The organism is Rhizobium sp. WCS2018Hpa-16 (genome assembly GCF_031843705.1).
In the GTDB taxonomy this organism is placed as follows: Bacteria; Pseudomonadota; Alphaproteobacteria; order Rhizobiales; family Rhizobiaceae; genus Agrobacterium; species Agrobacterium tumefaciens_C.
On the sequence record NZ_JAVTIX010000001.1, the window covers coordinates 299,339 to 314,842 of the forward strand.

Annotated in this window: 15 protein-coding genes; 8 read left to right on the top strand and 7 right to left on the bottom strand. The window is 57.6% G+C overall.

The window, feature by feature from the left end:
• Positions 1–11 precede the first annotated feature (11 nt).
• On the bottom strand, positions 12–1,022 hold the full coding sequence (locus tag RQI55_RS01495) for a MoxR family ATPase (protein WP_042617330.1): 1,011 nt from the start codon (positions 1,020–1,022) through the stop codon (positions 12–14).
• Between the two features lie 180 nt (positions 1,023–1,202).
• Between RQI55_RS01495 and RQI55_RS01500 the strand changes: the two genes are divergently transcribed.
• Genes RQI55_RS01500 through RQI55_RS01510 form a run of 3 tightly spaced genes read left to right on the top strand, consistent with a single transcriptional unit; the run spans position 1,203 to position 3,711 of the window.
• Positions 1,203–1,826, top strand: a complete 624-nt coding sequence (locus RQI55_RS01500; protein ID WP_243256934.1) for a DUF1285 domain-containing protein — start codon at positions 1,203–1,205, stop codon at positions 1,824–1,826.
• Positions 1,823–2,452 carry a CoA pyrophosphatase gene (locus tag RQI55_RS01505; RefSeq protein ID WP_243255307.1) on the top strand — a complete coding sequence of 210 codons (630 nt, stop codon included), beginning with the start codon at positions 1,823–1,825 and terminating at the stop codon, positions 2,450–2,452. The genes RQI55_RS01500 and RQI55_RS01505 overlap by 4 nt, the downstream gene beginning before the upstream one ends.
• Positions 2,449–3,711 (top strand): CCA tRNA nucleotidyltransferase, encoded by a 1,263-nt coding sequence (locus RQI55_RS01510; protein ID WP_243255308.1) that lies wholly within the window; start codon positions 2,449–2,451, stop codon positions 3,709–3,711. Before RQI55_RS01505 ends, RQI55_RS01510 begins: the two co-directional genes overlap by 4 nt.
• Here RQI55_RS01510 and RQI55_RS01515 read toward each other — a convergent pair.
• From RQI55_RS01515 to hemF, 3 genes are all read right to left on the bottom strand, one after another.
• A complete protein-coding gene (locus RQI55_RS01515; RefSeq protein ID WP_311272414.1) occupies positions 3,702–3,890 on the bottom strand; it encodes a DUF1059 domain-containing protein in 189 nt (62 codons plus the stop codon). The genes RQI55_RS01510 and RQI55_RS01515 overlap by 10 nt on opposite strands.
• 99 nt (positions 3,891–3,989) lie before the next feature.
• Positions 3,990–4,259, bottom strand: a complete 270-nt coding sequence (locus RQI55_RS01520; protein ID WP_243255309.1) for a hypothetical protein — start codon at positions 4,257–4,259, stop codon at positions 3,990–3,992.
• A gap of 119 nt (positions 4,260–4,378) precedes the next feature.
• Complete coding sequence (gene hemF, locus RQI55_RS01525) at positions 4,379–5,290, bottom strand: oxygen-dependent coproporphyrinogen oxidase (RefSeq protein ID WP_243255310.1); 912 nt, start codon at positions 5,288–5,290, stop codon at positions 4,379–4,381.
• 122 nt (positions 5,291–5,412) lie between these two features.
• On the opposite strand from hemF, the gene RQI55_RS01530 reads away from it, so the two are divergent.
• Positions 5,413–5,691, top strand: coding sequence for a hypothetical protein (locus RQI55_RS01530; RefSeq protein WP_042617324.1), 279 nt, complete (start codon positions 5,413–5,415; stop codon positions 5,689–5,691).
• Here RQI55_RS01530 and RQI55_RS01535 read toward each other — a convergent pair.
• Positions 5,688–7,343, bottom strand: coding sequence for a Na/Pi cotransporter family protein (locus RQI55_RS01535; RefSeq protein WP_243255311.1), 1,656 nt, complete (start codon positions 7,341–7,343; stop codon positions 5,688–5,690). The genes RQI55_RS01530 and RQI55_RS01535 overlap by 4 nt on opposite strands.
• 194 nt (positions 7,344–7,537) lie before the next feature.
• Complete coding sequence (locus RQI55_RS01540; RefSeq protein ID WP_243255313.1) at positions 7,538–7,999, bottom strand: tRNA (cytidine(34)-2'-O)-methyltransferase; 462 nt, start codon at positions 7,997–7,999, stop codon at positions 7,538–7,540.
• Between the two features lie 407 nt (positions 8,000–8,406).
• Here RQI55_RS01540 and RQI55_RS01545 point away from each other — a divergent pair, with 407 nt between their 5' ends.
• Both RQI55_RS01545 and RQI55_RS01550 read left to right on the top strand, forming a co-directional pair.
• Complete coding sequence (locus RQI55_RS01545) at positions 8,407–10,263, top strand: ABC transporter ATP-binding protein (protein ID WP_243255315.1); 1,857 nt, start codon at positions 8,407–8,409, stop codon at positions 10,261–10,263.
• Between the two features lie 240 nt (positions 10,264–10,503).
• Positions 10,504–12,381 carry an ABC transporter ATP-binding protein gene (locus RQI55_RS01550; protein WP_243256935.1) on the top strand — a complete coding sequence of 626 codons (1,878 nt, stop codon included), beginning with the start codon at positions 10,504–10,506 and terminating at the stop codon, positions 12,379–12,381.
• Here the strand turns inward: RQI55_RS01550 and RQI55_RS01555 are convergent.
• Positions 12,378–13,313 carry an endonuclease/exonuclease/phosphatase family protein gene (locus tag RQI55_RS01555; protein ID WP_243255317.1) on the bottom strand — a complete coding sequence of 312 codons (936 nt, stop codon included), beginning with the start codon at positions 13,311–13,313 and terminating at the stop codon, positions 12,378–12,380. The two genes, RQI55_RS01550 and RQI55_RS01555, sit on opposite strands and share 4 nt — an antisense overlap.
• A 305-nt stretch (positions 13,314–13,618) precedes the next feature.
• On the opposite strand from RQI55_RS01555, the gene petA reads away from it, so the two are divergent.
• A complete protein-coding gene (petA, locus tag RQI55_RS01560) occupies positions 13,619–14,197 on the top strand; it encodes a ubiquinol-cytochrome c reductase iron-sulfur subunit (protein WP_042617320.1) in 579 nt (192 codons plus the stop codon).
• Between the two features lie 12 nt (positions 14,198–14,209).
• Complete coding sequence (locus RQI55_RS01565) at positions 14,210–15,493, top strand: cytochrome b N-terminal domain-containing protein (protein WP_243255320.1); 1,284 nt, start codon at positions 14,210–14,212, stop codon at positions 15,491–15,493.
• The last annotated feature ends 11 nt before the right edge of the window (positions 15,494–15,504 follow it).

The following is a 15,504-nucleotide window of genomic DNA, read 5'->3' on the forward strand; positions in this document are numbered from 1 at the left end:
CGACCGGGCGGTCAGTGTTTTGCCTGTTCCACAAGGCTTGCAATCACATCACGAACCGACATGCCTTCGGCACGGGCCGCAAAGGTCAGCGCCATGCGGTGTTCCAGAACCGGTTCAGCCAGCGCGTAGATATCATCGAGCGATGGCGCAAGGCGGCCTTCATAAAGCGCGCGGGCTCTGGCCGTCAGCATCAGCGATTGACCGGCGCGGGGGCCGGGTCCCCAGGCCACGTTCTTATCCGTCAAGGCATTGCCATGGCCGGGACGCGCCGAGCGCACTAGGGCAAGAATGGCATCGACCACCGTGTCGCTGACCGGCATCTGGCGAATGAGGGTCTGAATTTCAATGAGGCGATCGGCCTCGATCACGCGGCGCGCTTCACCGGAGGCGGTGCCTGTCGTGTCGAGCAGGATCTGGCGCTCAGCGGCGAGATCAGGATAATCCACATCCACCTGCAACAGGAAGCGGTCGAGCTGGGCTTCCGGCAGCGGATAGGTGCCTTCCTGCTCTAGCGGGTTTTGCGTGGCCAGAACGTGGAATGGCTTGGGCAGATCATAGCGTTCGCCTGCCACGGTGATGTGATATTCCTGCATGGCTTGCAGCAGCGCAGACTGCGTGCGCGGGCTGGCGCGGTTGATTTCGTCAGCCATCAGTAGTTGGCCGAAAATCGGGCCCTTTATGAAGCGGAAAGAGCGGCGGCCGCTCTCATCCTGATCCATGACTTCGGAACCAAGAATATCTGAAGGCATGAGGTCGGGGGTGAACTGAATGCGGTTGGCATCCAGACCCAAAACGGTGCCGAGCGTCGTCACAAGCTTTGTCTTGGCAAGGCCGGGCACGCCGACCAGAAGCGCATGGCCACCGGAGAGAACGGCCAGCAGCACATTCTGCACGACCTTTTCCTGACCGAAAATGACCTTGGAGACTTCGGCCCTGACAGCTGCAATATCCGACAGCGCTGTTTCGGCAGCGGCGATGATCGCTTTCTCGTCGAGGGTTTCGCTGGTGTTGATCATTCCCATATCGCTCTCCTCAAACTTAAGCCGCAGCCTTCGTTCCAAACCGGTCACTCATCGCATACAGGACTGATTTCGCGCTGCCTATAGCTTATTGCCATACTGCCCGCTGACAAGCATCCTTTGAATGACTATCTCGTTACCATCAGGCGACCAGATCAATAGGTGACAAAGCAGGGCTCGAATATGGCGGATGAGACGATAAATTCGGCGAAAGACGCAGCGGGCCTCGCCGCGATGATTTCCCATGCCGCTGAACAAAGCGGCGAAAAATCTCGCGGCCCGGCACCTGTGGAGCGCTGGGATCCGCCTTTTTGCGGTGATCTGGACATGGAAATCCGGGCAGATGGCACATGGTTCTACATGGGCACGCCCATTGGCCGCGCCCCTCTAGTGCGGCTGTTTTCCACGGTTTTGCGCAAGGATGAGGACGGCCAAACCTATCTCGTAACACCTGTGGAAAAAGTGGGCATCCGTGTCGTTGATGCCCCCTTTCTGGCGGTGGAGATGAATGTGGCCGAAAAAGACGGCGCACAGGTGCTGACATTTCGCACCAATGTGGGTGATGTGGTGGAAGTTGGCCCGCAAAACCCTTTGCGGTTTGAATTGAGCGGTGAAAACAAGGCGTTGAAGCCTTATCTTCGGGTAAGAGGTCGGCTCGATGCCCTCGTGTCACGGGCGGTCATGTATGATCTCGTAGAACTAGGCGAGGTCGTTGAAATTGAAGGAAAAGAGATGTTTGCCGTAAGGTCCGGCGGGGAGGTTTTTGCGATCATGCCTGCCGATGAGCTGGATGCTCTTTCAAGATGAGCGTTGATGTGATGGATTTCTCGGCCAATGACTTCCGCCGGCGTGTGCTGTCCGATGGTGAAGGCGTGGCCGAGGGTGAAGATGGCGACCACATTCTCAACCCTGATGCGCGCCTTTTTGGCGATGGTATCACGCTGAAAGACGCGGCAGTGCTGGTGCCGGTTGTGGATTACGGGGGAGATGCCCGGGTGATCTTTACCCAGCGCACCTCAACGCTTCGCAAACATTCCGGCCAGATATCCTTTCCCGGCGGCGGCATCGATGCGGATGATCGCTCGCCTGAGGATGCCGCCCTTCGTGAAACAGAAGAGGAAATCGGGCTGGGTCGGAGTTTCATCGAAACGGTGGGGCGCTTGCCTGATTATGTTTCCGGAACGGGTTTCCGCATCAAGCCGGTGCTCGCGGTGGTCAAGCCGGGTTTCGACCTCACGCCGAACCCGGCCGAAGTGGATGAGGTTTTCGAAGTGCCGCTGTCGTTTTTGATGCAACCGGCAAACCACAGGCAGGCAAGCCGCATCTTTCAGGGGAAGGAGCGGTTTTTCTACGAAATGCCCTATGGCGAGCGTCACATTTGGGGCATTACGGCGGGCATTGTACGCCGCATCTATGAAAGGTTCTATTCATGAGCAACGTTGCCGGACAGGACTGGTTCTTGAAACCAGGTCTCCAGCGGATTCTGGCGCTTTTGAATGCCGATGGCGGTGAGGCGCGTATCGTTGGCGGTGCCGTTCGCAATGCCCTGATGGGCATGCCGGTGGCAGATATCGACATGGCGACAACGCTTCCGCCTCAGGATGTGGTCGAGCGGGCGCAAAGTGCGGGCATCAAGGCTGTGCCAACCGGCATCGAGCATGGCACCGTCACGCTGGTGCTGGATGGCGAAGGCTTTGAAGTCACGACATTGCGCCGTGATGTGGAAACCGATGGCCGCCATGCGCAGGTTCTTTTTGGGACCGACTGGAACGAGGATGCGCAGCGCCGCGACCTGACGATCAACGCGCTTTATGCTGACGCCTCCGGCGAGGTGATCGATCTTGTCGGTGGGTTGGCAGATATCGAAACGCGCAATGTTCGTTTCATTGGTGACGCAGATACGCGCATTGCCGAAGACTATTTGCGGGTTTTGCGGTTTTTCCGCTTCTTCGCCCATTACGGTTCCGGTCGTCCCGATGCGGATGGGCTGCGGGCCAGCGCGCGCGCCAAGGACAAGATGTCCACACTCTCTGCCGAGCGTGTGTGGAGCGAAATGAAGAAGCTTCTCTCGGCCACCGATCCATCCCGGGCACTTTTGTGGATGCGGCAATCCGGTGTGCTATCTCAGGTTTTGCCGGAAACGGAAAAATGGGGCATTGATGCCATCCATGGCCTTATTGCTGCTGAGCAGGCATTAGGGTGGACGCCGGATGCGCTAGTGCGCCTTGCGGCCATTGTGCCTGTGGACGCGGAGCGTGTCGCGAGCATGGCGTCGCGGCTTCGCCTGTCCAACGCTGAAGCAAAGCGCCTCAAGCAGTGGGCCTCTGCGCCTGTTATCGATACTGCTATCACTGATGCCGCCTTTGATCGCCTGCTGTATCGCAACGGCGTCGAGGGAATAACCATGCGCCTGGTGCTTTCGCTCGCCGCAGCACGCGCAGATATCTCCGCAGGTGAGGGAGCCATGCAGAAGATTGCGCGTCTCTCGGCGTTGCTGTCTCGCACGCAGAAATTTGTGCGCCCAACTTTCCCGCTCACCGGCGCGGATGTGTTGGCTGCTGGAATAACTCCGGGTCCGAAAGTTGGCGAAATTCTTGGGCAGCTCGAGGAAAAGTGGATCGAGTTCAACTTCTCACTGGACCGGGCAGCCTTGACCGCCCGGCTGGAAGCAGCGGTGAAGGATCAGGCCTGAACCTCATCCTCATTGCGGATGCGCGTCTTGATGTTTTCGACCATGTTCTCTCGAATGACGTCTTCGCCGTGCGCTTGGCGCATATGGTCGACTGCGCGTCGCACAACTTCGGCATCTTCATCTGCACGTGTGTGCCACTCACAACCCGGCACCAGGGTTCCGCATTCATAAAGTCTCATCATAGGCCTCCCTTATGAGAAGCGTCAGGGCGGAACTTTCGCTTGGAAGGTTCTGCCCTGCGCATCAGCAAACGGGTCGGCAAGATAGAAGGTTCCGTGTCAGATCGTGTCTCGAAGTGCCCAGCAGTGGAATACGGATGATGTGGCTGCTGCCGGTGCACGCGACGGCGCAACGCCGTCATCATTGGCCGCAGTTTCGTTTGCAAGCCTGCGCTTGACCTGCTCTGCATAAAAGGAAAGCGGCAAATCTCTGTCGCCGACCGCCCTCATCTCCAAGGCTAGCCGGTTGATCAATTCGGGAGTTGGTAGAGCCTGGGATTGGCTATTGCCAAGGCCAGATATGGGCATGCTGTTTGAAGTAATCATCATGATATCTCCTCCAGTCCATCTACAACTGGAAGCGTATCACTGCCTTCAAATCTTAATAAGAGCTAAATTTCGTATTCACTGCTCAACCCTGTAACAAACGGGAAATTTTTTGTGATCTGTCAAGGCCAGCGCACCACGGGAGGCAGCGACGACAGGATTGAGTCGACATTGCCACCGGTTTTCAGGCCGAAAATCGTTCCACGGTCGTAAAGCAGGTTGAATTCCACGTAGCGGCCACGGCGAATCAGTTGCTCATCGCGGTCTTCTTCCGTCCACGGCAGGTTGAAATTGCTGCGCACGATCTTCGGATAGACCAGATTGAAGGCGCGGCCGACATCCTGCACGAAGGCGAAATTATCGTTCCAATCGCCCTTTTCTTCTTCCGGGTGCAGCCAGTCGAAGAAGATACCGCCGATGCCGCGTGGCTCGTTGCGGTGCTTGAGATGGAAGTACTCATCGCACCATTGCTTGTAGCGGGGGTAGTCCGCCACGGCGTGGCGATTGCAGGTGATTTCGAACACGCGGTGGAAGATCTGAGTGTCATTGTCTTCCTGCGTGCGGCGTCGGTCCAGAACCGGCGTCAGGTCCGCACCGCCGCCAAACCAGTGGCTGGAGGTCACGACCATGCGCGTGTTCATATGAACGGCAGGCACGTTGGGATTGACCGGGTGTGCAATCAGCGAAATGCCGGATGCCCAGAAGCGCGGGTCTTCTTCCGCGCCTGGTATCTGATTGCGGAATTCCTGCGAAAACTCGCCATGAACGGTGGATGTGTGGACGCCGACCTTTTCAAAGACGCGGCCTTCCATCATCGACATCTTGCCGCCACCGCCTTCGCCATTGTCGCGCTGCCATTCCTTTTGAACGAAGCGGCCGGGCTGCTGGTCGGCCAGCGGGCCTTGCAGCTCGTCTTCAATCGTCTCGAAGGCGGTCACGATCGTGTCGCGCAGGCTCTCGAACCAGGCTTTGGCAAGTGCCTTCTTGTCCTCGATGTCGTCAGGCAAGCCCTTTGGCAAAACCGGCCGTTCCATATCGATCTCCTAAGCGTCGAATCATTGCGATTGGCCCGGTTTAGCAGTCGTGCAGCAACGATACAAATTCGAGTCGCCAAGTCCCGTACTTCACACTATCTTTTGAACAGAGAGGTTGTGTCATGGCGAAATTTACCGGCCCGCCGCCGCTGGATGGCTTGAAGCGCAGGATCGATGCCCACAGGCAGGATCGCGCCGCTGCCGGTGGCCGCAAGAATGACAGACAGGGCATGTTCGTGCGCCAGACCTTCTGCCTTGCCCGCGAAGAGGCGCGTGCCAAGGCGCGGGAGTGGTTCGACGAGTATCCCAAGGCCGCCTACTGGACGGAAGTGGAAAGCTGGCGTCCGCTGGATGGCGACCGCATAGAGTTCACCATGCGCCGCCTGCCTTCCGCAGACTAGCTTTTACGGCTGTCCACGGTACGCAACCGGCTTTCGCCCAACACGCCGCCCTGGTCCAGAATGGGATGCGCCACGGAAACGATGTGGGCGTTAACGCGCTTGAGATCGCGCAGGATGTCCAGATGCAGCGAACTGGTTTGCAGGCTCTGCGTCAGCCCGTCGCGAAGGCGCTCGAGGTGGCGGCTTGATGACCGCTTTTCCAACCGTCTGATATCGACCTTGATTTCCATCAGATGGCGGGCGAGATCGAAATCACCGGTCACGAAAACGCTCTGGGCGGCGCGCAGGTTCTCGATGGTCATGTCGAAAAGCGTTTTCAGCTCGTCATAGCCTTCATCCGAAAATTTAAAGCCATTGACGATTTTCTTGCGGATCTGCTCGCACAGGCCCTTTTCGACGATATCGCCAATATGTTCGAGGTTGATGGCGTAATCGATGATGGTGATCGAGCGGCGGGCGGCATCCTCATCCAGTCCCTTGCGGCCCAGCTGAGAGAGATAGATCTTCACATCCTGCTGCAACATGTCGACCTTCGTCTCCAGCGCGGCGATTTCGGCCAAGGGGGCAAGGTCATTGTGCTTGAACGCGTTCTCAGCGCGGATCAGCATCCGTTCGATGGTGTCGCCGACAACAAGCACTTCGCGTGTTGCATTGGCAAGCGCCACGACGGGCGTATCCAGCGCGCTGGCATCGAGAAAACGCTGGCCTTCCTCGGCTTTCGCGTCATCCGGCACCATCTTCGCCATCATCTCCGAGATAAGGCCTGAAAACGGCCAGGCAATGGCCGCGAGCGCCAGATTGAAGATCAGATGGGCGTCCACCGGCAGCATGTCTTGTGAAAGCGGAAGCTGTTGTAGCAGCTGGGCACCTAAGCCCGCGAGTGGCAGGGCGATCAAACAGCCCACCGTGCGCACGACAAGATTGCCGAGGGTGATGCGCCGGGCCGATGCGGGGGCGGAGAGGGTGGCGATGACAGGCGGGATGGCGCCACCAATATTGGCGCCGAGAATGAGAACAATGATCAGCGCCGTGGAGAGAATGCCAGCGGAGGCCAGCGAGAGGATCAGCACGACAACAGCAAGGCTTGAGGATGACACGAAGGCAAGCGTTGCGGAAAGAAGAAGGGCGACTGGCCATGCATCATCCAGAAGGCCGATGAATGCGCCGAGCGCGGGGGAGTCGCGCATCGGTTCGGTCGCGGCGCTCAACAGGTGCAGCGAAAGCAGCATCAGGCCAACGCCCACCAGCGCCGTGCCGCCGCCTTGCCGTGCGCTGGATGAGCCCCTGCGCACAATGATGCCCGACAGGATGAGCATGGGCGAGAGCCATGCAACGCCTGTCGCGAAAATCCAGGCTGTGACGGCAGTGCCGATATTGGCGCCCAGAAGAACCACCTGCGCCATGCGCGGGCGAATGAGGTCTCGCTCCGCAAAGGACGAGACGGTCAGGGCCGTGGCTGTAGAACTCTGCAAGGCAATGGTGGCGAGAAACCCTGACAGCATCGAGCGTGGCCCGCTTTTTGTGCCGGTTGCGAGCACGATGCGCAGCTTCACGCCAAAGGCACGCGTAACGCCATCCTTGACCTGCGCAAGGCCGAATAGCAGAAGCGCGACAGCGCCGAGCAGGTTGACGATGATGATGGTGGATTGCATGCTTGGTCGCCCTCCGTCCGTCAGTCTTCTATCGTGAATACCTTGCCTTGCCCGAAACCGTTCTAGCCTTCGGACGACATGCTGCGCGGAAAGTTTTCGGAGGTAGGACTCTTTCGTTGGCTAATGAATATAGGCCTGAAACACTCTGCCGTACAGGGCTGATTACGACATTTAGACGCGAAATGGCGATGGACCTATCGCCAGGCCGTCTGTCGTAAAGCCTCCCCAGTGATCATCGCGGCCGACATGGCGACGTTGATGGAGCGCTGCCCTTCCATCATGGGAATGATCAGCCGCATATCGGCCTTGTCGTGGACGTGATCGGGAACCCCCGCGCTTTCGCGGCCCAACAGCAGAATGTCATCTGCACGGTATTCGACGTTCACATAGGGCAATGCCGCCTTGGTGGAGGCCAGAAGCAAGCGGCGGCCGGTGGTGGCGCGCCACTCTTCAAAGCGCTCCCAGTTGACATGGCGCGTCAGTGACGCCGTGGAGAGATAATCCATGCCTGCGCGTTTCAGGTTGCGGTCGGAAATATCAAAACCGGCTGGCTCGATGATATCAACGCCGATGCCGAGGCAGGCGGCCAGCCTCAAAATGGTGCCGGTGTTGCCGGGAATATCCGGTTGGTAAAGGGCGATCCTGATATCGGGCATGCTCATGTCTTTCCTGAAGGTCTTGACGCGACTTACCATGGCCCGGAATGCTTGAAACAAGGAACCGGCGCTGGCCAATCTGTTGTCTTTCGGTCGCAATGGCGTGTTACGGCTCAACCCCATTGAAACTTGTGGTGGTTTGGTGCTGGTCAATGCTTATTTTTTGAGCTACACATGCGCAACTTCAACACCAGCCATGGAGGTTCAGATGGATAAAATTGTTCGACATCGCCTCCCGGCCTTTGTAGCGCCTCTGCAGGCCTAGGTGTTTTCAGCGGTCGATCCGCATCTCTCAAAATCCCGTCATGTGGCTGTTGCGGCCATATTCCATTTTATTCCCGTTGTGGCTGCGAGCATTTCAGCTCCCTGCGCCATTTCATCGGGTTCTTTATGTCCGGAGTTTGGCCATGTTCGGCTGGTTTGAAAAACGTCTAAATCCATTTCCCGCTTCCACGCCCGTGGTGCCACCGGCTAAGCTTTTGCCGTTCATGTGGCATTACGTCAAACCCGCCGCACCTTGGCTGCTGCTGTTGGGGCTGATGTCGATGGGCATCGCAATTGCCGAAGTGATGCTCTATCAGTTCCTTGGCAATATCGTTGATTGGCTGTCGACAGCCAACCGCGAGACGTTTCTTCAGGATGAAGGCTGGCATCTGGTCGTCATGGCGGCCATCGTCCTTGTCGCGCTGCCGCTGATGGGCTCGATCCACACCATGACGATGCACCAGACGCTGGCTGGAAACTTCGGCATGATTGCCCGCTGGCACATGCACCGCTTTCTGCTGCGCCATTCCATGACGTTTTTCGCCAATGAGTTTGCGGGCCGCGTCTCCACCAAGGTCATGCAGACAGCGCTCTCCATTCGCGAAGTGGCGTTGAAGATCATCGACGTTTTCGTCTATGCGATCAGCTTCGTCATCTCCATGCTATTCATGGTGGCGGCTGCGGATTGGCGTCTGGTGATACCGCTTGTCGTGTGGCTGGCGATCTATATCTCCATCCTGACCTATTTCGTGCCGAAACTGGGACGTCTGTCCAGTGAGCAGGCCGATGCGCGATCCCTGATGACGGGCCGCATCGTGGATAGCTACACCAACATCGCCACGATCAAGCTGTTCTCCCACGCTGGCCGCGAGGAGGTTTATGCCCGCGAAGGCATGGACCTGTTCCTGGGCACCGTCCACCGGCAGATGCGCAAGATTTCGGCCTTCAACATCGCCATCGATATCAACAATGCGTTCGTGATGTTCACGACCACATCGCTTGGCCTGTATTTCTGGCTGACGGGCTCGGTGACTGTCGGTGCGCTGGCGGTCGCCATTGGCCTTTCCATGCGCGTCAACGGCATGTCGCAGTGGATCATGTGGGAAGTCACATCGCTGTTTGAAAACATCGGCACGGTCTATGATGGCATGAGCATGATGTCCAAGCCGCACGATATCGTTGATGAAGCCGATGCACCTGCGCTGTCTGCATCAAAGGGCGAAATCCATTTCGATAACATCCGCTTCCACTACGGCAAGAACAAGGGTGTCATCGAAGGCCTGTCTCTGGATATCAAGCCCGGCGAGAAGGTGGGGCTTGTTGGCCGTTCCGGCGCGGGCAAGACAACGCTGATGAACCTTTTGCTGCGGTTCTACGATCTGGAATCGGGTAAGATCCTCATCGATGGGCAGGATATTTCGACCGTCTCGCAGGATAGCTTGCGGGCGCTGATTGGCGTGGTGACGCAGGATACGTCGCTGCTCCACCGCACCATCCGCGAGAACATTGCCTATGGTCATCCCGGCGCCTCGGATGAGGAGATCATTGCGGCGGCAAAGCGTGCCAATGCGTGGGACTTCATCGAAACACTTGTCGATATGCACGGTCGCCACGGGCTGGACGCGCAGGTTGGCGAACGCGGCGTGAAACTCTCCGGTGGCCAGCGTCAGCGCATCTCGATTGCCCGTGTGTTCCTTAAAAACGCGCCGATCCTCATTCTTGACGAGGCGACATCGGCACTGGATTCGGAGGTTGAAGCCGCCATTCAGGAAAACCTGTTTGCGCTGATGGAAGGCAAAACCGTCATCGCCATTGCGCACCGCCTGTCAACGCTGACAGAAATGGACCGCGTGATCGTTCTCGACGCTGGCAAGATCGTTGAGGCTGGAACGCATACCGAGCTTGTGCAGCATGGCGGCATTTATGCCGACCTGTGGCTGCGCCAGTCCGGTGGGTTCATTGCTGACGAGGAACCCGACATGAAGGCGGCAGGGGAGTAGGTTCGGCCTTGGGGGACTTCCCCCTTGGCGTCATCCTCGGGCTTGTCCCGAGGATCTAACCACGTTTGATGCGGGGGTTCGTTAGATCCTCGGGTCAAGCCCGAGGATGACGTTGGGTCAACTGCTGCTTAAGCGATCGACATGAGCGTACAGTGTCTTCAGTCGCTCCACCCGCCATATTACAAAAATGTAATCTGCCTTGCGCTTTGCCCGTTCCGCGATTCCGCCTATATCCAGATCATGGTCATTACCCGCATTTTCCGCTTTTTCGAGAACTGGATCAAACCCTTCGATCGCAAGGATGATCTGCGGCCGCCGCAGGATACGCTGCCATTCATCTGGTTCTATCTGCGACAAGCCAAGGCCCCGTTTTTTGCCATGCTCGTTCTGGGCGGCATGACGGCGGCCATCGAGGCAGCCTTGTTCTGGTTCGTCGGGCGGCTGGTGGATATTCTTTCGGGCATTCAGCCGGGGGCGGGCTGGGCCGGGCTGATTGCCAGCCATGGCTATGAACTGGTGGGCATGCTGGTTCTGATTGCCGTTGTCCGCTTCATCGTGACGATGCTCACGGCGCTTGTGGATCAACAGATCATAACGCCCGGTTTCTATAATCTGGTGCGCTGGCAATCCTACATGCATGTGGCGCGGCAATCACTGACGTTTTTCCAGAATGACTTTTCTGGCCGCATCGTCACCAAGGTCTGGTCTGGCGGGCAGGCGGCGGGTGATCTCGTCACGTCGCTGATGGAAAGCGTTTGGTTTGTCGGCATCTATTCGGTGTCGATGCTGTTTCTGATTGGCGGGCTGGATTGGCGGCTGGCCGTTGTCGTCGTGCTGTGGGTGGGAATATTCTCGCTTCTGGCGCGCTATTTCGTGCCACGTATCCGGCTGCATTCCAAGGAAACCGCCGAAGCGGCCTCAATGCTGTCAGGCCGCATGGTGGATGCCTATAGCAACATCCAGACGCTGCGTCTTTTCGGGCGTGACGATGCCAATGATCGCTATATGCGCGATGGTTTCGATACGTTCCAGAACAAGACCATGATGTTCACCCGCTTCATCACCGGCGTGCGGGCCTCCATGGCCTTGCTGTCCGGCATCATGATTACATCGATGGCGGCGCTTTGCATCGATCTCTGGCTATCCGGCAAGATCAGCTCCGGTGCTGTCGCCTTCACGCTCGCACTTGTCCTGCGGCTGAATTTTCTGCTGGGCAGATTGATGACGCAGTTCAACGGCATCATGCGCAATTTCGGCACGGTCCAGAATGCTGCGGAACTGATTTCCCAGCCTATCAGTCTGGTTGATGCGCCCGCAGCCCCGGCGCTTGTCGTCTCTAAGCCCGGCATTCGTTATGAAGATGTCAGTTTCCATTATGGTCGCGCTAAGGGCGTGATCGATCATTTGAGCCTCGATGTTCAGCCGGGTGAGAAGATCGGCATTGTGGGCCGGTCGGGTGCTGGCAAGTCCACGCTCGTCAATCTGCTGCTGCGCTTCTACGATGTGGAGCAGGGTCGCATCCTTATCGACGGGCAGGATATTGCCAAGGTGAGCCAGGAAACGCTGCGCGCCCATATTGGCATGGTCACGCAGGATACATCGCTGCTGCACCGCTCCATCCGAGATAACATCATGTTCGGGCGCATGGATGCCACCGAAGAGCAACTGCTTGCGGCCATCCGGCGCGCCAAGGCGGATGATTTCATCGAACGGTTGGAAGATCAGCGCGGACGCAAGGGGCTGGACGCCCATGTGGGCGAGCGTGGGGTGAAACTCTCCGGCGGCCAGCGCCAGCGTATCGCCATTGCCCGCGTGATGCTGAAAGACGCGCCGATCCTTGTGCTGGACGAGGCGACATCGGCGCTGGATTCGGAGGTCGAGGCTGCTATTCAGAGCAATTTGGATGAATTGATGCGCGGCAAGACGGTGCTTGCCATCGCCCACCGCCTGTCCACGATTGCCGCACTGGATCGCCTGATCATCATGGATGCTGGACGGATCGTGGAGCAGGGCACGCATAACGAGCTTGTGGGCAGTGGCGGTCTTTATTCCGAGCTATGGGCGCGCCAGTCCGGCGGCTTTCTGCCAGCTGACGCAACGGTGCCGGAAAAGCTTTAGGGCGCTGCTATCGCGAAATCGGCAACCAGCCCGTAATGGTTGGAGCCATGATTGTTAGCTAGGCGTTCGAGCTTCATCAGGGTTGCCGGTTTTCGTGCGAAGATGTGGTCGATGGCGATGCCGAAATCGCCCGCCGAAATTGGCCATGTGGCAGGCTCCCACGGCGCTTTTTTCAGATCGGTCGTCAGAAGAAATTCCTGCATGTCAGGGGCAATGCTGGCCGAGTTGAAATCACCGGCGAGAATGAGCGGGCCTTTCACGGCAGTCAGCCTGGCGCGGATGCGGCCCAGTTCATTTCGGTGATACTGATCGAAATACGGCTTTGCCAGATGCGCTGCCGCAAGCGTGAGCTTGATGCCATCGATATCGACCATCGCCGTCGCAAACCGGTCGCGGCTGATATAGCTGGACGATCTCACGCGGGCATTTTCCAGCGGGCGTTTCGAGAGCATCAGAAGATCGCAGGATTGCGTGCCTTCGCCACAACCGAGGCGGTAGGGATAGGTCTGTTGAAGGCGCGGCAGGACGTCTGTCAAAGCCGCTGCTTCCAACACGTATACGGCATCAGCGTTCGAGGCGAGGATCGTGTCGGCAATTGATTCGGCGTTCGCGCTATTGTCCATCAACACGTTGAAGGAGAGCAGGCGGAAGGGTTTCGAACCATCAGGAGCAAAGGCGTCCGTCACGAATTCCGTGTGCATGTAAGCCGCGTGTGCGCTGAGCGTGAGCGCCCAGACAAGCAGAATGACAAAGACGCGGGACCGCAACACGACAAGGCAAAGCGCAGCAAAAATTGCTGTGACGATTGCGATGTGAAGCTGGAAGCTGTTGACGAAGCCCAGGAGCCAGAAATCAACGATATAACGGATACTTATCACGCCAAGCGCAAGAACAAGCGCGCAGGCGGTGACGCAAGTGAGCCTCGATTTCAATTCAAAAACCTCGTGTGTCGGCTCTCCCTGATTCTGATTAGCATGGGCCTTATCTCCGCACAATGTTGCAGGATGGACAGCCACGGCGGAAAAGGGTGAAAAAAATGGGGCGGAACGTAGAATTACGGCAGCTTTATGTGCTTTGCTCTTGCCAAGGTCGGCGATATTTTGCGATCAAGCAGAATAGGCGCGATTTATTGTCGCGCACGAACCAGGGCGCGGGGGATCGAGTTTGTCCTGGATCAAAACAGAGCTGGAGGACTCATGCGACTTTCAACGAAATCAGCGCAGAGGATGGTGTAGCGGTGAGTGAGCACGTAAATGATCATGACGCTGCGGGTGAACCCACCCGTCGCGATTTTCTCTATTTGGTAACGGGCATGGCGGGCGCTGTCGGCGTTGGCGCTGCTGTCTGGCCATTTATCGACCAGATGCGCCCTGATGCGTCCACCCTGGCGCTTGCATCTATCGAAGTGAATGTGGCGAGCGTCGAGCCGGGCATGTCATTGACTGTCAAATGGCGCGGCAAGCCGATCTTCATCCGTAACCGCACGCCGAAAGAGATCGAAGAAGCAAACGCCGTCCAGCTGGCCGAGTTGAAAGATCCGGTTGCGCGCAACGCCAACCTCGACGCCGCAGCGCAGGCGACAGATGTTGATCGCTCCGCCGGTGCCGGCAAGGAAAACTGGATCGTCATGGTCGGTTCCTGCACGCATCTGGGCTGTGTTCCGCTGGGTCAGGCCGGTGATTTTGGCGGGTGGTTCTGTCCCTGCCATGGCTCGCACTACGATACGGCGGGCCGAATTCGCAAAGGTCCGGCGCCGGAAAACCTGCACATTCCGACCTTCGCATTTACATCCGATACCGTGATCAAGATCGGATAAGGGGACATTTAAATGAGTGGTCATTCCAGTTATCAGCCCTCGACCGGTATCGAAAGATGGGTCGATTCGCGCCTGCCGCTACCACGTATGGTCTATGACAGTTTCATAGCCTATCCGGTGCCGCGTAACCTCAATTACGCTTACACATTCGGCGCCATGCTCGCCGTCATGCTGATCGTGCAGATCCTGACCGGCGTCGTGCTGGCCATGCATTATGCCGCAGAAACGACGGTTGCGTTCAACTCCGTTGAAAAGATCATGCGTGACGTGAACCACGGTTGGCTGTTGCGTTACATGCACGCCAACGGCGCTTCCTTCTTCTTCATTGCGGTCTATCTTCACATTGCCCGTGGCCTTTACTATGGCTCCTACAAGGCGCCGCGTGAAATCCTCTGGATTCTCGGCTGCGTCATCTTCCTTCTGATGATGGCAACCGGCTTCATGGGCTATGTTCTGCCCTGGGGTCAGATGTCCTTCTGGGGCGCGACCGTTATCACCGGCTTCTTCACTGCCTTTCCGGGCGTGGGCGAGTGGATCCAGCAGTTCCTGCTCGGTGGCTTTGCCGTTGACCAGCCAACGCTGAACCGCTTCTTCGCGCTTCACTACCTCTTGCCTTTCATGATCGTCGGTGTGGTTATCCTTCACATCTGGGCGCTGCACGTGACAGGCCAGACCAACCCGACAGGCGTTGAAGTCAAGACGAAGACGGACACCGTTCCGTTTACGCCTTACGCAACGCTGAAGGATGCGCTGGGCATTTCCGTATTCCTGCTTGTCTACGCATATTTCGTCTTCTACATGCCAAACTTCCTCGGCCACGCTGATAACTACATCATGGCTGATGCGCTGAAGACACCTGCGCATATCGTGCCGGAATGGTACTTCCTGCCATTCTACGCCATGCTGCGTGCCATTACCTTCAATGTCGGCCCGATCGATTCCAAGCTCGGTGGCGTTCTGGTGATGTTTGGTGCGATCGTGGTTCTGTTCTTCCTGCCATGGCTGGATACATCCAAGGTTCGCTCGGCTGTCTACCGCCCATGGTACAAGATGTTCTTCTGGGTCTTCGTGGTGAACTCCATCATGCTCGGCTGGCTCGGCTCGCGCCCTGCAGAAGGCACCTACGTGACGCTTTCGCAGATCGGAACGCTCTACTACTTCGGCTTCTTCATGGTCATCATGCCGCTTCTCGGCCTGTTCGAGACGCCAAGGCGCATCCCGAATTCCATCACTGAGGCTGTTCTGGAAAAGAACGGCAAGACTGCCGCGGCGCCTGCTGCTGCTGTCAAGATATGAGCGCGAAAGAA